We start from the raw sequence: 17,473 nt of genomic DNA on the forward strand, positions 1-17,473 counted from the left end.
CAGAAGGAATTAACGGTACAGATCATCGCGCGAGTAAGGTTCAATCTCCCCTTCCTTACGCGTTTTCAGCAGTTTGAGGATCCAGGTGTACTGCTCCGGGTTCGGGCCCACCAGATTTTCTACCTCTTCGTTCATGCGGCGAGCAATGCGCGGATCGTCGGCTTCGGCCAGGTCATCCATCGGCTCGCGAATATAGATATCCAGCATGCTGGTTTTGCCGTCGTACACCGGGAACAAAGGCACGATAGCCGCACGACACACCTTCATCAGCCGCCCCACCGCCGGCAGCGTCGCCTTATAGGTCGCGAAGAAATCGACGAACTCGCTGTGCTCCGCGCCATGATCCTGATCGGGCAGGTAATAGCCCCAATAACCCTGCCGCACCGAACTGATAAAGGGTTTGATGCCGTCGTTGCGCGCGTGCATACGGCCGCCGAATTTGCGGCGCACGGCATTCCATAGGTAGTCGATCAGCTGATTACGCTGATTGTGGAACATCGCCGCCATCGGTTGGCCGCGCGCGGCCATCAACATCGCCGGCACATCCACCGCCCAGCCGTGCGGCACCAGGAAGATCACGTTGCGCCCTTCCGCCCGGATCTTGTCCAACACTTCTTCGCCGTGCCAGCGCACGCGCTTGAGCACTTTCTCCGGCTTGGTGCAGGCCAGTTCCGCCATCAGCACCATCGACTGCGGCGCGCAGGCGAACATCTGGTCGATGATGTGTTCGCGTTCGCTTTCCGGCAGCTCCGGCAAGCAATAAAGCAAGTTGATGCGGGCGCGGCGGCGCGCCCCCTTCGCCAGCTTACCGGCCAGTTTGCCGACCGCGCCCAGCACCGGATCGCGCAGGCGCGCAGGCACCAGCGAAATGCCGGCCATCAGACCGGTTCCCAACCACACGCCCCAGTAGCGTGGAGATAAAAAGGCTTTCTGAAACTGCGGGATGAACTCTACGTTCGATTTCTTCTCGTTTTGCATGCACATGCTCTTGGCTTAGCGATTCGGCTAATCATAATTGCCATCACCGATTTTGCAATTAACAACCGCGAACCGCCCAGATAAAACAGCATCGGCCCGCAATCAGGCCGATGAAATTAGCGGCGCCGAAGCGCCGGAAAAGGGGGACGTTAATCCAGCTGCAGTTGAGGAACGACTTCCTTCACCTGCGCCAGATAATCGCTGCGGTCTTTGCCGCTCAGCCCTTCGGAACGCGGCAGCTTGGCCGTCAGCGGGTTCACCGCCTGCTGGCCGGTCCACAGTTCAAAGTGCAGGTGCGGCCCGGTGGAGCGCCCGGTGTTGCCGGAAAGCGCAATGCGATCGCCGCGTTTCACTTTCTGGCCGGGTTTCACCAGCAGCTTTTTCAAATGCATATAGCGCGTAGTGTACTGGCGGCCGTGGCGGATCGCCACATAGTTGCCCGCCGCGCCGCTGCGCTTGGCGATCACCACTTCACCGTCGCCGACCGCCAGCACTGGCGTGCCGACCGGCATGGCGAAATCGACGCCCTTATGCGGCGCCACGCGCCCGGTCACCGGGTTCACGCGGCGCGGGTTGAAGTTGGAGGAGATACGGAACTGTTTCATGGTCGGGAAACGCATGAAGCCGCGCGCCAGGCCAGAGCCCTGGCGATCGTAGAATTTGCCGTCTTCGGCGCGGATCGCATAGTAATCCTTGCCGCCGGTGCGCATGCGCACGCCCAACAGCTGACTTTGCGATTTCTTGCCGTCGAAGTGTTCACGCGACATCAGCACGGAGAACTGGTCGCCTTTGCGCAGCTTGCGGAAATCGAGCTGCCACTGCAGCGCCTTGATCACCGCATTGATTTCGTTACGATTCAACCCAGCATCACCGGCGCTGCTGACGAAGCTGCCGTTGACCCGGCCGCTGATCACGTTGTTGCGCCATTCGCCCTGCTGCGCCTCTTTCGATTCTTTGAAGCTGTTGCCGACGCGGTCATAGGTGCGGGTTTCACGGCGAGAAACCTCCCAGGTCAGCTGTTGCAGGTCGCCCGCGTCGTTCACGGTCCACGACAGTTGCTGGCCGATCTTCAGGTTACGCAGATCGCGGTTTTGCGAAGCCAACAGAGTGACATCCGACATGTCGATGCCATATTGCGTCAGAATGCTGCCGAGGGTGTCGCCGGTAGAAACCACATATTCATGCACGCCGTCATCGCCGGCATCCTTCTGATCCAGTTCATCCTGCGGGATTTCGTCATCGGGGGTGGGTTGGTCGGCATCGATCGGCTCACTGGCTTCGGGAAGCAATGACCGCAACTGGCTGGATTCTAACTCGACGTTCTTGGCGATGGGATTATGTTCTGGGTGATAAACAAAAGGCCGCCAAACAGCGACGGCCAATGTGACGACTGTCAGCGACCCCAGCATGACGCGGTGGGGCCGTGGCAGGTTGTTATACGCCAGAGCGATAGTTCGGACTATCTGCTGCACTCGATATTATCCTCATAAGCTTTACTTCAGGCAGCTCACGTACTGGTTTGACAGCGCTGTCAGGAATTTCCCGTAGCTGTCCTTCCCCAGCGCGATGCCGATGCCCAGCGGGTCCAGCGTTCCTGAACGCACTTTGGTACCCTTGGCGACGGCATTGATTACGGCCGGCCTGAATTGTGGCTCAGCAAAAACGCATACCGCTTTCTGCTCAACCAACTGTGTTCGAATTTGGTGTAGGCGCTGTGCTCCAGGCTGAATTTCGGGATTGACGGTGAAATGGCCCAGCGGACTCAAACCGTAGTGTTTCTCAAAGTAGCCGTAAGCATCATGAAAAACAAAATAACCCTTACCTTGCACAGGCGTAAGCATGTTACCAACATTTTTGTCAGTTTGCGTCAGCAGATTCTCGAACTGGCGCAGGTTTGCGTCTAATTTGTCCTTATTTTGCGGCATAAGTTCCAACAATCTGTCGTGAATCGCGATCGCCGTCACTTTTGCCACCTCCGGCGACAACCAAACGTGCATATTGTACTCGCCGTGATGATGCCCGTGATCGTCATCGGCATGATTATGCGCTTCACCTGCATGATCATGATCGTCGTCATCTTCGCCTTTCATCAGCAGCGGTTTCACCGCCGGCAGTTCGCTGATGGCCAGTTTGCGGTCTGCCGAAATCGGCACCAGCGCCTTGGTCAGGAACGCTTCCATATCCGGCCCGACCCACAGCACCAGGTCTGCGGAGCGTAGGCGCTGGATATCAGAGGGACGCAGCGCGAAATCGTGCGGCGAAGCGCCATCCGGCAACAGCACCTCGGTCGGCGTCACGCCGTCGGCGATCGCCGATGCGATAAAGCCTAACGGACGAATCGAGGTCACCACCGCAGCGGAAGCGCTGCTCAGCGGGCCGGCCATCAACAGTGCGCTGGCCAGCAGCGTGCGCTGCAGCCATTTATTTTTCTGTGCCATCATCAGTAATCCCATCGTTTTCATCAACAAGACGTGATATTATAACATTCGCTTCGTTCTGCAACCTGTAATCTCGAGATGTCCACACTGATAACGCTAAAAAATATCTCCGTCGCCTTCGGCAGCCGCAAGGTGCTGTCGAATATTTCCCTCAGCCTGCAGCCCGGCCGCATTCTCACGCTGCTTGGCCCTAACGGCGCGGGCAAATCCACGTTGGTGCGCGTGGTGCTCGGATTGGTCAAACCAACCGCCGGCACGCTGGAGCGGGAGCCCGATCTGCGCATCGGCTACGTGCCGCAAAAACTCCACCTCGACGCCACCCTGCCGCTGACCGTCAGCCGCTTTATGCGATTGAAGCCCGGCGTAAAGAAAGCCGACATTCTGCCGGCGCTCAAGCGCGTGCACGCCGCGCACCTGCTCGACCAGCCGATGCAAAAGCTCTCCGGCGGCGAGAACCAACGCGTACTGTTGGCGCGGGCGCTGCTGAATAAACCGCAACTGCTGGTGCTGGACGAACCCACGCAAGGGGTGGACGTCAACGGCCAGTTGGCGCTGTACGACCTGATCGATCAGCTGCGTAAAGAGCTGGGCTGCGCCGTGCTGATGGTCTCGCACGATCTGCATCTGGTGATGGCCAAAACCGACGAGGTGTTGTGCCTCAATCAGCATATCTGCTGTTCCGGCGCGCCGGAGGTGGTCTCAATGCATCCCGAATTCATCGCCATGTTCGGCAACCGCGGCGCAGAGCAGCTGGCGGTGTATCGCCACCATCACAATCACCGCCACGACCTGCAGGGAAAAATTGTCTTGAAGAAAACCGGGAGCCGCGAAGCATGATCGAATTGTTACTTCCCGGCTGGCTGGCCGGGGTTTTGCTGGCTAGCGCCGCCGGGCCGCTGGGCTCCTTCGTGGTCTGGCGCCGCATGTCCTACTTCGGCGATACCCTGGCGCACGCCTCGCTGCTCGGTGTCGCCTTTGGTCTGCTGCTGGACATCAATCCTTTCTATGCGGTGATCGCCATTACCCTGCTACTGGCCCTGGCCCTGGTGTGGCTGGAACGCCGCCCGCAGCTTTCGGTGGATACCCTGCTCGGCATTCTGGCCCACAGCGCCCTGTCGCTGGGGCTGGTGGTGGTGGCGCTGATGTCCAACGTGCGGGTCGACCTGATGGCCTATCTGTTCGGCGATCTGCTGTCGGTCACGCTGAGCGACATTGCTATGATCGCCGGTGGCGTCGCCGTGGTGCTGCTGGTGCTGTGGTGGCAGTGGCGCGATCTGCTGTCGATGACCATCAGCCCGGAGCTGGCGCACGTCGACGGCGTCAATCTGGCGCGGGCTCGCACCGTGCTGATGCTGATTACCGCATTGACCATCGGTCTGGCGATGAAATTCGTCGGCGCCCTGATCATCACCTCGCTGCTGATCATTCCGGCGGCCACCGCTCGCCGCTTCGCGCGTACGCCGGAGCAAATGGCCGGCGTCGCTGTGTTGCTCGGCATGGTGGCGGTCACCGGCGGCCTGACCTTCTCGGCGTTTTACGATACGCCGGCCGGCCCTTCGGTGGTGCTCTGCGCCGCCGTGCTGTTCACGCTGAGCCTGTTCAAAAAACAGCAGGCCTGATTTAAAGCCGGGATATGACAAGGGCCGCATTTGCGGCCCTTTTTCATTGAGGATGGAAAACTTACTCTTCGCGTTCGAGCCCGAAGTGCCGGTAAGCATGCTGCGTCGCCAAACGGCCGCGCGGCGTGCGCTGAATAAAGCCCTGTTGGATCAGGAACGGTTCGATCACGTCTTCGATGGTTTCGCGTTCTTCGCCGATCGCCGCCGCCAGGTTGTCCAGCCCGACCGGGCCACCGGTAAACTTGTCGATAATCGCCAGCAGCAGCTTGCGATCCATATAGTCGAAGCCCTCGGCATCGACGTTGAGCATATCGAGCGCCTGCGCCGCCACCCCGCCGCTGATCACGCCGTTGGCGCGCACCTCGGCGAAGTCGCGCACCCGGCGCAACAGGCGGTTGGCGATACGCGGCGTACCGCGCGCGCGACGGGCCACCTCATGGGCACCCTCATCGGACAGTTCCAGCCCCAGACAACCGGCGCTGCGAGATACGATGTGCTGTAAATCCGCCACCTGATAAAACTCCAGCCGCTGGACAATGCCGAAACGATCGCGCAGCGGTGAGGTCAGCGAGCCGGCGCGGGTGGTGGCGCCCACCAGGGTAAACGGCGGCAAATCGAGCTTAATCGAGCGCGCCGCCGGCCCTTCGCCGATCATGATATCCAGCTGGTAATCTTCCATCGCCGGATACAGCACCTCTTCCACCACCGGTGACAGGCGGTGGATTTCGTCGATGAACAAGACGTCGTGCGGCTCGAGGTTGGTCAGCATCGCCGCCAGATCGCCCGCCTTCTCCAGCACCGGGCCGGAGGTGGTGCGCAGATTCACCCCCATTTCGTTGGCCACGATGTTGGCCAGGGTAGTTTTCCCCAGCCCCGGCGGGCCGAAGATCAGCAGGTGGTCGAGCGCGTCACCGCGCTGTTTGGCCGCCTGGATGAAGATCTCCATCTGCTCGCGGACGTGCGGCTGGCCGACATATTCGGTCAACAGCTTGGGGCGAATGGCACGATCGAGGACGTCTTCCTCGTTGATCGGTTCGGCGGAGATCAGGCGATCGGCTTCAATCATTATCTACCTCTTAGCGGCCTTACAAAGCAGCGCGCAACGCGTCGCGGATCAGCGTCTCGCAGTCGGCACCCGGTTTGGCAATTTTGCTGACCATGCGGCTGGCTTCCTGCGGCTTGTAGCCCAACGCCACCAGCGCCGAGACGGCTTCGGCTTCCGCGTCCGCTTCCGGCGTTTTGTCGGCGGCGGCCGGCAGGCTGATCTCGCTGCTGTTGTTGAACAGATCGCCGTTGAGCCCCTTGAAGCGGTCTTTCATCTCTACCACCAGGCGCTCGGCGGTTTTCTTGCCCACGCCCGGCAGCTTGACCAGCGCAGTGATCTCTTCGCGCTCCACCGCACTGACGAACTGCTGTGCGGACATGCCCGACAGGATCGCCAGCGCCAGCTTCGGCCCGACGCCGTTAACCTTGATCAGCTCGCGGAACAGCGCACGCTCTTGCTTGTCGTTGAAACCGTACAGCAGCTGCGCGTCCTCACGCACCACGAAGTGGGTAAACACGATGGCCTCTTGCCCCAGTTCCGGCAGCTCGTAAAAGCAGGTCATCGGCATGTGCACTTCATAGCCCACGCCGTTCGCCTCCAGTAACACCAGCGGCGGCTGCTTTTCCAGAATATTTCCTCTGAGACGACCTATCATTTACCCTCCTGCAGAATTACCGGGCATGGCGCCCTGCCATGCCGTTGCTGGTAAAGCTTATAACATAAAAAAGGCTGGATGAATATCCAGCCTGAGTAATCACCGCTTTGCGTCAGCGCAAACGCCCGCGCGCCAGGTTCAGCCGCCCTTCGCTCATCCGCAGCACGTTCTGGCTGAGGTGGCAGTGGGTAATGGCGATGGCCAGGGCGTCGGCGGCATCCGCCTGCGGATTGGCCGAGAGTTTGAGCAGCGAGCGCACCATGTGCTGTACCTGCGCCTTTTCGGCTGCACCGGTGCCGACCACGGTTTGTTTGACCTGCCGCGCCGCATACTCGAACACTTCCAGATTCTGATTCACCGCCGCCACGATCGCGACGCCGCGCGCCTGACCGAGCTTGAGCGCTGAATCCGGGTTCTTGGCCATGAACACCTGTTCGATGGCGAAGAAGTCGGGCTGGAACTGGGTGATGATCTCACTGACGCCGGCATAAATCAGCTTCAGCCGCGTCGGCATGTCGTCCACCACCGTGCGAATGCAACCGCTGGCGATATAGCTCAACTGACGCCCCTGCTGGCGAATAAGGCCATAGCCGGTGACGCGTGAGCCGGGATCGATACCGAGTATGATCGCCATATCTACATCCACCTTGCATGCACGGCGCCGCCGAACGGCGGCGCCCGTTTTACCGGATTACAGCGTCGCCGCCACTTCGTCGGAGATCTCACCGTTATGGTAAACTTCCTGCACGTCGTCGCAGTCTTCCAGCATATCGATTAGGCGCAGCAGCTTAGGCGCGGTTTCCGCATCCATGTCGGCCTTGGTCGATGGGATCATCGACACTTCCGCCGCTTCGGCTTCGAAGCCCGCCGCGGTCAGCGCGTCTTTCACCGCGCCCAGACTTTCCCAGGCGGTGAACACGTCGATGGCGCCATCGTCATAGGTCACGATGTCTTCCGCGCCGGCTTCCAGCGCCGCTTCCATTACGCTGTCTTCATCCAGGCCTGGTGCGTAAGTGATCACGCCCTTCTTGGTGAACAGGTAGGCAACAGAACCGTCGGTGCCGAGGTTGCCGCCGCATTTGGTGAAGGCGTGACGCACTTCCGCCACGGTGCGGTTGCGGTTGTCGCTCAGGCATTCGATCATGACGGCGGTGCCGCCAGGGCCGTAGCCTTCATAGATGATGGTTTCCATGTTGGTATCATCATCACCGCCCACGCCGCGCGCGATTGCACGGTTCATGGTGTCGCGCGTCATGTTGTTCGACAGCGCCTTGTCCATCGCCGCGCGCAGACGCGGGTTGGAATCCGGATCGCCGCCGCCCAGCTTGGCGGCCGTGACCAGCTCACGAATAATCTTGGTGAAAATTTTACCGCGCTTGGCGTCCTGCGCCGCTTTACGGTGCTTTGTGTTGGCCCACTTACTATGACCTGCCATAAAAAAATCTCCGAAAAAAACTACTGGACTGAATTGATCACGAACTCTTCAATCGCCTGCTGATTGCTCCACGACTTGGTCAACTTCACGGCCTCTGCCGCCTCAAGCCATTGGTAAGCGTGATGCTCGGTAATCACCGGATCGCGCTCCTCGGGCAACGCCAGACAGAACCAGTGCTCTTTATTGCGCGTGGTTCCCGGCGCATAGCGATGTCGCAAATGGACAAAGAGTTCAAACTCCACGCAGCGCTGGCAATCGAACAACGGCAGGTGCTCTGCTTCGATATCGATGCCGACTTCTTCCATGACTTCACGCTGCGCGGCATGCGGCGGCGACTCATCCTGCTCCAGGCTGCCGGTGACCGACTGCCAGAACTCGGTATCGTCGCGCCGCTGTAACATCAGCACCCGACCACTGGATTTCGCGTAAATCACTACCAGGATAGATTCAGGGCGCTTATAACTCATCACTCGCTCTCTTGTTCCGCACCGGCTTTCTTTACCACGCTGATCGCCAGCTCCTGCAGCGACGCCGGGTTGGCGAAGCTCGGTGCGTCGGTCATCAGGCAGGCCGCCGCGGTGGTTTTCGGGAAAGCGATGACGTCGCGGATGTTGTCGGTGCCGGTCAGCAGCATCACCAGACGGTCCAGGCCAAAGGCCAGACCGGCGTGCGGCGGCGTGCCGTACTTCAGCGCGTCCAACAGGAAGCCGAACTTCTCGCGCTGTTCGTGTTCGTTAATGCCCAGAATGCTGAACACCGTCTGCTGCATTTCGCTGCGGTGAATACGCACCGAACCGCCGCCCACTTCGTAGCCGTTGATCACCATGTCATAGGCGTTGGCGATGGCGTTGACCGGCGCAGCGGCCAGCTCTTCCGGGCTCATGTCGCGCGGTGAAGTGAACGGGTGGTGCATAGCCGCCAGGCCGCCCTCTTCGTCTTCTTCGAACATCGGGAAGTCAACCACCCACAGCGGTGCCCAGCTGTCGAGTTGGGTCAGTGCCAAATCGCGACCCAGCTTCAGGCGCAGCGCGCCCATCGCATCGGTGACAATCTTGAAGCTGTCGGCGCCGAAGAACAGGATATCGCCGGTCTGCGCATCGGTGCGCGCCAGGACGGCTTCCAGCACGTCCGCGCTGAGGAATTTGGCGATCGGGCTCTGCACGCCTTCCATACCTGCGGCGCGGTCGTTGACCTTCAGCCACGCCAGGCCTTTGGCACCGTAGATGTTGACGAAAGCGCCGTACTCGTCGATCTGCTTACGGGTCAGCTGTGCACCGCCCGGTACACGGATCGCCGCCACGCGGCCTTTGGCGTCATTGGCCGGGCCGGAGAACACTTTAAACTCGACGTCTTTGACCAGGTCAGCCACGTCCACCAGCTCCAGCGGGTTACGCAGGTCCGGCTTGTCGGAACCAAAGCGACGCATCGCTTCGGCGAAGGTCATGACCGGGAAATCGCCCAGATCCACGCCTTTCACGTCCAGCCACAGTTCACGCGCCAGTTTCTCCATCACTTCACGCACCTGATCCGCGGTCATGAAGGAGGTTTCGACGTCGATCTGGGTGAATTCAGGCTGACGGTCCGCACGCAGGTCTTCGTCACGGAAGCATTTGACGATCTGGTAGTAACGATCGAAGCCGGACATCATCAGCAGCTGTTTGAACAGCTGCGGGGACTGCGGCAGCGCGTAGAATTTGCCCTTGTGCACGCGGCTCGGCACCAGGTAATCGCGGGCGCCTTCCGGCGTCGCCTTGGTCAGCATCGGCGTTTCGATGTCGAGGAAACCATGGCTGTCCATGAAGCGGCGCACGAAGCTGGTGATCTTGGCGCGGGTCTTCAGACGCTCGGCCATTTCCGGGCGGCGCAGATCCAGGTAGCGATATTTCAGGCGCGCTTCTTCGCTGTTGACCTGGTTGGAGTCCAGCGGCAGCGGCTCGGAGCGGTTGATGATCTCGAGCGCGTGAGCGAACACTTCCACTTCGCCGGTGGCCATATCTTTATTGATCTGGCTGTCCGGACGCGCACGCACGGTGCCGACGATCTGGATGCAGAACTCATTGCGCAGGTCGTAAGCCTTGTCGAACGCCACTTTCTCGTCCGGATCGAAGAACACCTGCACGATGCCTTCGCGGTCGCGCATATCAATAAAGATCAGGCCGCCGAGATCGCGACGACGATTGACCCAACCACACAGAGTGACTTCCTGGCCCACGTGGGACAGATTCAACTGCCCGCAATATTCAGTACGCATACGCTATCCTTTTACACAGCCGATGCCGCGCCGGGCTACTGCGCCCCTGTCGCGCGGCTGTTATCTGATAAATTCTACTTGTTGCCCGGTTTAAAATCCGTCGCATACCAGCCGGTGCCCTTAAGCTGGAAACCGGAGGATGAGATCAACTTGGTCAACGCGGGCTGCCCACACGCCGGGCAGTCTGCCAGCGGCGCATCGGAAAATTTTTGCAATTTCTCTAACCGATGGTTGCAAGCACCACATGCATATTCATAAATCGGCATAGGTCGTTGGATTAAAGAGTGTTGAAAAAAGGGAGTCATTATAAAGGAAATTCATCCGCCCGATAAGTGCGAACACAGCATTGTTACTGCACTAAATGGCGCGTTTTTGTCCGAATCAACACATCGATTAACAAATTTCCTATTAACCTGCGACAGTTTTTTCACGTAGCCTGACTCTCCCCCGGTTTTGCGCCTTACGCCGCTCGGCTGGCGCACCGAACAGTTTTTATCCACTTCGCAACGAGATGAAATCCATGCTGAAACTTGACGCCCAAACCACCGCTCTGGTGCTGATCGATTTGCAAAACGGCATTCTCCCTTACGCCGGCGGCCCGCACAGCGCCGATCAGGTCGTGGCGAACGCCGCGTTGCTGGCCGCGCGTTTTCGTATGCTGGGCGCGCCGGTACTGCTGGTGCGCGTCGGCTGGTCAGACTCCTTCGCCGAAGCGTTGAAGCAGCCGGTGGACAAACCGGCTCCCGCGCCCGCCGGCGGTTTACCGGCCAATTGGTGGGAGTTCCCCGCGCAGCTGGCGGTCAGCGACAGCGATATTCGGGTAACCAAACGCCAATGGGGCGCCTTCTACGGCACCGATCTGGATTTGCAGCTGCGGCGCCGCGGCGTCAAATCCGTGGTGCTGGGCGGCATTTCCACCAATATCGGCGTGGAGTCCACCGCCCGCGCCGCCTGGGAGCACGGCTATGAACTGCTGATCGCCGAAGATGCCTGCAGCGCGCAGAGTGCGGAAATGCACCGCTTCGCGTTCGAGCACATCTTCCCGCGGCTGGCACGGGTGCGCGACACCGGCGAAATTCTTGCCGCGCTCGAGCGGTAACGTTAAGTTGTAGCCTGATGAGCTAAGTAAAGGAAGACGACGCCGTGATCTACATCGGACTGCCGCAGTGGCAACATTCGGCCTGGAACCGTATCGGGCTGCGTGATTTGGCGGATTACAGCCGCTACTTCAACTGCGTGGAAGGCAACACCACCTTCTACGCGCTGCCGAAACTGGAGATCGTGCAGCGCTGGCGCGACATGACCGGCGACGATTTTCGCTTCTGCTTCAAATTCCCGTCGGACATCAGCCACAAGGCTGCCCTGCGCAACTGCACCGCCGAGCTGCAGGCGTTTTACCACTGCCTGAGTCCGGTGCACCAGCGCATCGGCCAGCTGTGGCTGCAGTTGCCCGCCGCCTTCGGCCCCGACGAGCTGCCGCGCATGTGGCAATTCTTCGAAAGCCTGCCGAAGGAATTCACCTACGGCGTTGAAGTGCGCCATCCGGCGTTTTTCGCCAAGGGCGAGGAAGAGCGTGCGCTGAATCAGGGGCTGCATCAGCGCGGCATCAATCGGGTGATCCTCGACAGCCGCCCGGTGCATCACGCCGCCCCCAATAGCGCCGCCGTGCGCGATGCGCAGCAGAAAAAGCCGAAGCTGCCGGTACACGCCCTGGTCACCGCCGACCAACCGCTGGTGCGCTTTATCGGTGGCGATCAACTGACTGACAACCTGCGTTGGTTCGAAGCCTGGCAGCAAAAACTGCCGCTGTGGCAGCAACAGCATCAGCCTTATCTGTTTATTCATACGCCGGACAACGGCGATTCCCCCCAGCAAGCGCAAAAAATTTGGCAACAGCTGCGCCTGGCGATCCCCGATTTGCCTGCGCCGCCGGACTGGCCGGAACAGGATGCACTGTTTTGACCTATTAATCTGACCAATAACATCAAATATTTCCCCGCGACAGTGAATACAATGACGGCTATGATGCTGGCTGCCAGTTTTGGTTAGGGAACGGAGTGAAAAATGGTAAGCGCGCTTTATGTGGTGCTCGGCGCATTGTTGTTGATCAAACTCTCTTATGACGTAGTCAGATTAAGGATGCAGTACCGCGTAGCCTACGGCGACGGCGGTTTTTACGAATTACAGACCGCCATCCGCGTACATGGCAACGCCGTTGAATACATTCCTATCGCTGCCGTATTGCTGGTGATTATGGAGATGAACGGCGCGGAAATCTGGATGATTCACCTCTGCGGCCTGATGCTGATGGCCGGGCGGCTGGTGCATTACTACGGTTTACGCAACCGCGAGGTGCGCTGGCGCCGTTCGGGCATGGCCGCGACCTATATCTCTTTGTTGTTGATGGTGCTGGCAAATATCTTCTATCTGCCGTGGGATCTGATTTTCAGCCTGCATTGATCCCGTTTTATCATCAGGCGGCCGCGCCGCCTGCTTCCGCTCCGCTTTTTTGCGCTTTTCTGTTAGACTACGCAGCTTCGAATTCTGAACTGATTTGCCGCTATGCCAAACCGCGATACCCTTTTCTCCGCCCCCATCGCCAAACTGGGCGACTGGACCTTCGACGAACGCGTCGCCGAAGTGTTCCCCGACATGATCCAACGCTCCGTGCCCGGCTATTCCAACATCATCTCGATGATCGGCATGCTGGCCGAACGCTTTGTGCAACCCGACAGCCGGGTATATGACCTCGGCTGCTCGCTGGGCGCGGCGACGCTGTCGATGCGGCGGAATATCAAGGTGCCCGGCTGCCATATCGTCGCCGTCGACAACTCGCCGGCGATGGTGGAACGCTGTCGCCGCCATATCGACGCCTTCCGTGCCGAGACACCGGTTGAGGTTATCGAAGCCGACATTCGCGATATCGATATCAAGAATGCCTCGATGGTGGTGCTGAACTTTACGCTGCAATTCCTCGAACCCGCCGACCGCCTGCGTCTGCTGGAGAAAATCTATCGCGGCCTGCGCCCGGGCGGCGCGCTGGTGCTGTCGGAGAAGTTCAGCTTTGAAGATGCCGAAGTCGGCGAACTGCTGTTCAACATGCACCACGATTTCAAACGCGCCAATGGATACAGCGAGCTGGAGATCAGCCAAAAACGTAGCATGCTGGAAAACGTGATGCTGACCGACTCGGTGGAAGCGCACAAGGCGCGTCTGCAGCAGGCTGGGTTCGAGCATGCCGAAGTGTGGTTCCAGTGCTTCAACTTCGGTTCGCTGATCGCTCTGAAAGCGGGGGATGCGCAATGATCGAGTTTGGTGACTTCTATCAGCATATCGCCAAGAGCCCCCTCAGCCACTGGCTGGATACGCTGCCCGCGCAGCTCAGCGCCTGGCAGCGAGAGTCGCTGCACGGCAAATTCAAACAGTGGTTCAACTCGGTCGAGCACTTGCCGACGCTGACCCCAACCCGCCTCGATCTGCTGCACGGCGTGCGCGCCGAGATGGAGCCGGGGCTGTCGCCGGGCCAGCTCGAAGGTATCGAGAAAATGCTGCGCACCCTGATGCCATGGCGCAAAGGACCCTTCTCTCTGTATGGCATCGATATCGATACCGAATGGCATTCCGACTGGAAATGGGATCGCGTGCTGCCGCACATCTCCCCGTTGGCCGGCCGTACTATTCTCGACGTCGGCTGCGGTAGCGGTTATCACCTGTGGCGCATGATCGGCGCCGGCGCACACTTTGCCGTAGGCATCGATCCGATGCAGCTGTTCCTGTGCCAATTTGAAGCGGTGCGCAAACTGTTGGGCGGCGATCAGCGCGCCCACCTGCTGCCGCTCGGCATCGAGCAGTTGCCGGAACTGGCGGCGTTCGACACCGTGTTCTCGATGGGCGTGCTGTATCATCGCCGCTCGCCGCTCGATCACCTGTACCAACTGAAAAATCAGCTGGTCTCCGAGGGGGAACTGGTGCTGGAAACGCTGGTGGTGGAAGGCGATCGCCACCAGGTGCTGGTGCCGGGCGACCGTTATGCGCAGATGCGCAACGTGTATTTCATTCCTTCCGCCGAAGCGCTGAAATGCTGGCTGGAGAAATGCGGCTTCGTCGACGTGAAAATCGCCGATATGTGCGTCACCAGCCTCGAAGAACAGCGCCGTACAGACTGGATGACCAGCGAGTCGCTGGCTGAATTCCTCGACCCGAACGACCGCAGCAAAACGGTTGAAGGCTATCCGGCGCCGCTGCGCGCCGTGTTGACCGCCAAAAAGCCCTAGCGCTTGCTAATCGGGCCGGCCTGCGCCGGCCCGCATTTACCCGTTGCCGACATCGACAATCCGCAGCTCATAGACCATCGTCGCGTTCGGCGGGATCTGCGGCGCATAGCCCGTTTCACCGTACGCCAACTCCGGCGGCACCACCATCGTCAGCGAGCCGTGATTTTTCAGATGGCCTATCGCCTCGCGAAACAGCGGCGGATAGGCGGAGAGCGGCTGTGACATCACCTTCCCACTGCGATCCATATCCTGAATCACGCTGCCGTCGGTCAAGCTCTCTTTCACCACGATGTCCACCCGCGCATTTTCCGCAATGGCTTCATCACCGGCATAATCGATGCGATACCAGAAGCCGGCTGGCGACTTCTGCGTGCCCTTCTTCTTTTTAAACTCGGCGACGAACGCTTCGCCTTTGCTGGTTTGCGTCTTCGCCGCCTGGCTTCTGGCGTCGTTCACCGCTTTTTCCGACTCCGCCAATGCGCTGGCCAGCTGCGCATCGCTCAGTTGGTAATGGCCGTTGAAGGTATCAATTACGCCGGCCAGCAGCACGGTTTTATCGGGAATGATGCCCCAATTTTTACGCTCCGCCAGCATCGTTTGAATGTCGCGCCCCAGGGCGACACCGGCGGCATAGCTCTGTTGCTCCGGTTTTTTCTTGAGCGTCAGTGCATCCGGCAGCCATTTGGCCCGCGCTTTCAGCCCGTTTAGCTCCTCCTGCAAGGCTTGCTGCGCCTGATGGGCGGCTGCCAGCGCCGTCGCCGTTTTGTCCGCCTGTTGCGCCGCGTTATCCCGCTGCTGCGCTACCTGCGCGCTTTCCGCTACTGCTGTCGCCAAACGTTGTTCCAGCGTCTTAGCCTGCTCAGTTTGCTTTTGGTTTTTTTCCTGCAGCTGCGCCAGCTGCTGTTGCAGCTCGCCCGTCGTCTTGGTGGCCTCGGCCTTTTGCTGCGCCAACGCCGCCTTCAGGCTTTTCTCTTGCTGCTCGGCCTGCTGGCGCTGGCTGTCCCGCTCTTTCTGCAGCGTTGCCAGCTGCTGCTGCAGTTCGCCCGCCGTCTTGGCAGCCTCGGCCTTTTGCTGCGCCAACGCCGCCTTCAGGCTTTTCTCTTGCTGCTCGCCCTGCTGGCGCTGGCTGTCCCGCTCTTTCTGCAGCGTTGCCAGCTGCTGCTGCAGTTCGCCCGCCGCCTTGGCGGCCTCGGCCTTTTGCTGCGCCAACGCCGCCTTCAGGCTTTTCTCTTGCTGCCCGCCCTGCTGCCGTTGGCCCTCCTGCTGTTTTTGCAGCAGCGCCAGCTGCTGCTGGAGCGTATCCTGCGCCTTGGCGGCCTCGGCCTTCTGTTGTTCCAGTTCAGCGGCGGCCGCTTTTTTGTCCTGCTCATAACGCTGGCGCGCTTTATCGTTGGCGGTCTGCGCCGCCGTCAGTTTTTCCCGCCAGACCTGCTGCGGAACGTTATCAGACGGTTCAGACAACGTCGCCAACCGTTGTTCCAGCGATGCGATGCGTCGATCTCGCTCCTCGGTTTGTTGCTTTTGCTGCGCTAACGCCGTTTGCGCCGCGGCTATTTGCGCCTGAGCCTGTCGCTCCTGCGGCGTCAGGTTCAACGCCTGCCGCACGCCGCTGGCAAAGTCGCTCAACGCGCTCAGATCGGGTGCCGCTGCCGGTTTATCGGCAGCCGCCAGGGAGGACGCGACGCGCAACGCGGTCAGTTCCTGCTGCAATGATTGAATAGCGGCTTGCTGTTGATCCAATCGCGCACCTTTCTCGCGCAGCGTCTTTTGCAACTGCGCCAGCTGCCTCTTCTGAGTGGCCGCCTCGCGGGGTTGAACCGGCCGGCTCGCCGATTTTTGGGGTTCCTGGGGCTGGACGGCCGTTGCAGCGGCGTCCGCCGCCGGGGCATCCTGCCGCTGGTAGCGCTCGGCAAATTGCAACAGCGCAGGCACATCGTCATCTGCCACGGCAACCGTTGGCGCAAACGCCAAGGGTATCATCAGGCTCAGCAATGCCTTTCTCGCACGCAGGATCATTTGGCGCGTTCTCCGCGCTCAGCCAGTCCGGTCATCATTGCAGAACTGATGTCCGCACAAAGGCGGTTGGTACGATAACGATATAGCGCGTCGACGGTTTCCTGCGTGTCCGTATTGACCCGTTGGCGTACCCCGGCATATTGCGCTGCACCGCCCATCAAGGTATCGAATTCGCGTTTGAATTTTTGGTACTTTTCGTTATCCATGCCGCGCATCGCATCCAGTTCGCGCTGACATTGCTGCATGCGTTCGGCCTCACGCTGCCGCTTGTCTTGCTCCGCAATTTCTTCTGCGCTGGGCGGCTTGCTTAAGGTTGAAACAGGCCGCTTGGCGGTCTGACAGCCGGTCAGGGTCAAGGTCAGCAAAAGCGCAGCGGTCAAACAGTGTGCCGTTCGGGTCATTATCGTTATCTCCTTGTTAAGTCCGCCATCAGCGCGTTCTGCGGCTGCGCCGACGGCTCTCCTCAATTGATGCTGTGATGTTCCGGCCATCAGCCAGGCTGTGTTCGGACATGAAAATGCAGACGCAGCAATGAGAGGCATGGCGCCAATAATTCACTGCATCAATACATATCAAAAAATCATTTAATATTATGATATTTAAAGGATTTTAACTCACAAACTTATCAGCAGGACATAACAATCGCAAGAAGATATGGGGGGGTAGTCGACCGAGATACCGCGTTGAAACGGACTCATAGTCTTTACAAAACATAAAAAAAACCCCGGCAATACGCCGGGGCATGACTTTACGCTGTATCAG

Annotated in this window: 19 protein-coding genes; 7 read left to right on the forward strand and 12 right to left on the reverse strand. The window is 59.6% G+C overall.

Annotation, left to right across the window (positions count from 1 at the left end):
* Positions 1-9 precede the first annotated feature (9 nt).
* The 3 genes from lpxM to znuA all read right to left on the reverse strand — a co-directional run bounded on the left by lpxM (position 10) and on the right by znuA (position 3,416).
* Positions 10-978 carry a lauroyl-Kdo(2)-lipid IV(A) myristoyltransferase gene (lpxM, locus tag AC6BYQ_RS02495; protein WP_049202477.1) on the reverse strand — a complete coding sequence of 323 codons (969 nt, stop codon included), beginning with the start codon at positions 976-978 and terminating at the stop codon, positions 10-12.
* A 149-nt stretch (positions 979-1,127) separates the two neighbouring features.
* Positions 1,128-2,450 carry a murein DD-endopeptidase MepM gene (mepM, locus tag AC6BYQ_RS02500; protein ID WP_063918482.1) on the reverse strand — a complete coding sequence of 441 codons (1,323 nt, stop codon included), beginning with the start codon at positions 2,448-2,450 and terminating at the stop codon, positions 1,128-1,130.
* A gap of 21 nt (positions 2,451-2,471) precedes the next feature.
* Complete coding sequence (gene znuA / locus AC6BYQ_RS02505) at positions 2,472-3,416, reverse strand: zinc ABC transporter substrate-binding protein ZnuA (RefSeq protein WP_154746644.1); 945 nt, start codon at positions 3,414-3,416, stop codon at positions 2,472-2,474.
* 78 nt (positions 3,417-3,494) lie between these two features.
* On the opposite strand from znuA, the gene znuC reads away from it, so the two are divergent.
* Together znuC and znuB are read left to right on the forward strand one after the other, a co-directional pair.
* The gene (gene znuC / locus AC6BYQ_RS02510) at positions 3,495-4,253 is read left to right on the forward strand and encodes a zinc ABC transporter ATP-binding protein ZnuC (protein WP_015378130.1); all 759 of its coding nucleotides are present in this window, start codon (positions 3,495-3,497) and stop codon (positions 4,251-4,253) included.
* Entirely contained in the window at positions 4,250-5,035 is a 786-nt protein-coding gene (gene znuB, locus AC6BYQ_RS02515; protein ID WP_019452806.1) for a zinc ABC transporter permease subunit ZnuB, read from the forward strand. Before znuC ends, znuB begins: the two co-directional genes overlap by 4 nt.
* Before the next feature lie 61 nt (positions 5,036-5,096).
* Here znuB and ruvB read toward each other — a convergent pair whose 3' ends face one another.
* The 7 genes from ruvB to AC6BYQ_RS02550 form a co-directional block, all read right to left on the reverse strand.
* Entirely contained in the window at positions 5,097-6,101 is a 1,005-nt protein-coding gene (gene ruvB, locus AC6BYQ_RS02520; RefSeq protein ID WP_019452807.1) for a Holliday junction branch migration DNA helicase RuvB, read from the reverse strand.
* 19 nt (positions 6,102-6,120) lie between these two features.
* Positions 6,121-6,735 carry a Holliday junction branch migration protein RuvA gene (gene ruvA / locus AC6BYQ_RS02525; protein WP_004932365.1) on the reverse strand — a complete coding sequence of 205 codons (615 nt, stop codon included), beginning with the start codon at positions 6,733-6,735 and terminating at the stop codon, positions 6,121-6,123.
* 112 nt (positions 6,736-6,847) lie between these two features.
* Positions 6,848-7,369: a crossover junction endodeoxyribonuclease RuvC gene (gene ruvC, locus AC6BYQ_RS02530; RefSeq protein ID WP_004932367.1), complete on the reverse strand. Its 522-nt coding sequence runs from the start codon at positions 7,367-7,369 to the stop codon at positions 6,848-6,850.
* Positions 7,370-7,426: 57 nt separating this feature from the next.
* Entirely contained in the window at positions 7,427-8,170 is a 744-nt protein-coding gene (locus AC6BYQ_RS02535; protein ID WP_004932370.1) for a YebC/PmpR family DNA-binding transcriptional regulator, read from the reverse strand.
* A 20-nt stretch (positions 8,171-8,190) separates the two neighbouring features.
* Positions 8,191-8,637, reverse strand: a complete 447-nt coding sequence (gene nudB, locus AC6BYQ_RS02540; protein ID WP_019452808.1) for a dihydroneopterin triphosphate diphosphatase — start codon at positions 8,635-8,637, stop codon at positions 8,191-8,193.
* Positions 8,637-10,421 (reverse strand): aspartate--tRNA ligase, encoded by a 1,785-nt coding sequence (gene aspS, locus AC6BYQ_RS02545; RefSeq protein ID WP_019452809.1) that lies wholly within the window; start codon positions 10,419-10,421, stop codon positions 8,637-8,639. The genes nudB and aspS overlap by 1 nt, the downstream gene beginning before the upstream one ends.
* A 74-nt stretch (positions 10,422-10,495) precedes the next feature.
* Positions 10,496-10,726 (reverse strand): FmdB family zinc ribbon protein, encoded by a 231-nt coding sequence (locus tag AC6BYQ_RS02550; RefSeq protein WP_320204121.1) that lies wholly within the window; start codon positions 10,724-10,726, stop codon positions 10,496-10,498.
* Between the two features lie 215 nt (positions 10,727-10,941).
* On the opposite strand from AC6BYQ_RS02550, the gene AC6BYQ_RS02555 reads away from it, so the two are divergent.
* The 5 genes from AC6BYQ_RS02555 (at position 10,942) to cmoB (ending at position 14,695) form a co-directional block, all read left to right on the forward strand.
* The gene (locus tag AC6BYQ_RS02555; RefSeq protein ID WP_029988797.1) at positions 10,942-11,520 is read left to right on the forward strand and encodes a hydrolase; all 579 of its coding nucleotides are present in this window, start codon (positions 10,942-10,944) and stop codon (positions 11,518-11,520) included.
* Between the two features lie 47 nt (positions 11,521-11,567).
* A complete protein-coding gene (locus AC6BYQ_RS02560; RefSeq protein WP_440529005.1) occupies positions 11,568-12,383 on the forward strand; it encodes a DUF72 domain-containing protein in 816 nt (271 codons plus the stop codon).
* 102 nt (positions 12,384-12,485) lie between these two features.
* Positions 12,486-12,881, forward strand: a complete 396-nt coding sequence (locus AC6BYQ_RS02565) for an MAPEG family protein (protein WP_004932387.1) — start codon at positions 12,486-12,488, stop codon at positions 12,879-12,881.
* A gap of 102 nt (positions 12,882-12,983) precedes the next feature.
* A complete protein-coding gene (gene cmoA / locus AC6BYQ_RS02570; RefSeq protein ID WP_063918483.1) occupies positions 12,984-13,727 on the forward strand; it encodes a carboxy-S-adenosyl-L-methionine synthase CmoA in 744 nt (247 codons plus the stop codon).
* Positions 13,724-14,695, forward strand: coding sequence for a tRNA 5-methoxyuridine(34)/uridine 5-oxyacetic acid(34) synthase CmoB (cmoB, locus tag AC6BYQ_RS02575; protein WP_019452813.1), 972 nt, complete (start codon positions 13,724-13,726; stop codon positions 14,693-14,695). The genes cmoA and cmoB overlap by 4 nt, the downstream gene beginning before the upstream one ends.
* Before the next feature lie 36 nt (positions 14,696-14,731).
* On the opposite strand, the gene AC6BYQ_RS02580 is transcribed toward cmoB, so the two are convergent.
* Positions 14,732-16,711 carry an FKBP-type peptidyl-prolyl cis-trans isomerase N-terminal domain-containing protein gene (locus tag AC6BYQ_RS02580; protein ID WP_498056239.1) on the reverse strand — a complete coding sequence of 660 codons (1,980 nt, stop codon included), beginning with the start codon at positions 16,709-16,711 and terminating at the stop codon, positions 14,732-14,734.
* Positions 16,708-17,112 carry a YuaE family lipoprotein gene (locus tag AC6BYQ_RS02585; protein ID WP_025159811.1) on the reverse strand — a complete coding sequence of 135 codons (405 nt, stop codon included), beginning with the start codon at positions 17,110-17,112 and terminating at the stop codon, positions 16,708-16,710. The genes AC6BYQ_RS02580 and AC6BYQ_RS02585 overlap by 4 nt, the downstream gene beginning before the upstream one ends.
* Positions 17,113-17,473: the final 361 nt, after the last annotated feature.

This window comes from Serratia sp. LTN-2 (assembly GCF_059740205.1).

Bases quoted from the DNA above. Each gene is read 5' to 3' on its own strand.
- lpxM (WP_049202477.1), bottom strand. From the start codon at position 978: ATGCAAAACGAGAAGAAATCGAACGTAGAGTTCATCCCGCAGTTTCAG.
- znuA (WP_154746644.1), bottom strand. From the start codon at position 3,416: ATGGCACAGAAAAATAAATGGCTGCAGCGCACGCTGCTGGCCAGCGCA.
- znuC (WP_015378130.1), top strand. From the start codon at position 3,495: ATGTCCACACTGATAACGCTAAAAAATATCTCCGTCGCCTTCGGCAGC.
- znuB (WP_019452806.1), top strand. From the start codon at position 4,250: ATGATCGAATTGTTACTTCCCGGCTGGCTGGCCGGGGTTTTGCTGGCT.
- ruvB (WP_019452807.1), bottom strand. From the start codon at position 6,101: ATGATTGAAGCCGATCGCCTGATCTCCGCCGAACCGATCAACGAGGAA.
- ruvA (WP_004932365.1), bottom strand. From the start codon at position 6,735: ATGATAGGTCGTCTCAGAGGAAATATTCTGGAAAAGCAGCCGCCGCTG.
- ruvC (WP_004932367.1), bottom strand. From the start codon at position 7,369: ATGGCGATCATACTCGGTATCGATCCCGGCTCACGCGTCACCGGCTAT.
- AC6BYQ_RS02535 (WP_004932370.1), bottom strand. From the start codon at position 8,170: ATGGCAGGTCATAGTAAGTGGGCCAACACAAAGCACCGTAAAGCGGCG.
- nudB (WP_019452808.1), bottom strand. From the start codon at position 8,637: ATGAGTTATAAGCGCCCTGAATCTATCCTGGTAGTGATTTACGCGAAA.
- aspS (WP_019452809.1), bottom strand. From the start codon at position 10,421: ATGCGTACTGAATATTGCGGGCAGTTGAATCTGTCCCACGTGGGCCAG.
- AC6BYQ_RS02550 (WP_320204121.1), bottom strand. From the start codon at position 10,726: ATGACTCCCTTTTTTCAACACTCTTTAATCCAACGACCTATGCCGATT.
- AC6BYQ_RS02555 (WP_029988797.1), top strand. From the start codon at position 10,942: ATGCTGAAACTTGACGCCCAAACCACCGCTCTGGTGCTGATCGATTTG.
- AC6BYQ_RS02565 (WP_004932387.1), top strand. From the start codon at position 12,486: ATGGTAAGCGCGCTTTATGTGGTGCTCGGCGCATTGTTGTTGATCAAA.
- cmoA (WP_063918483.1), top strand. From the start codon at position 12,984: ATGCCAAACCGCGATACCCTTTTCTCCGCCCCCATCGCCAAACTGGGC.
- cmoB (WP_019452813.1), top strand. From the start codon at position 13,724: ATGATCGAGTTTGGTGACTTCTATCAGCATATCGCCAAGAGCCCCCTC.
- AC6BYQ_RS02580 (WP_498056239.1), bottom strand. From the start codon at position 16,711: ATGATCCTGCGTGCGAGAAAGGCATTGCTGAGCCTGATGATACCCTTG.
- AC6BYQ_RS02585 (WP_025159811.1), bottom strand. From the start codon at position 17,112: ATGACCCGAACGGCACACTGTTTGACCGCTGCGCTTTTGCTGACCTTG.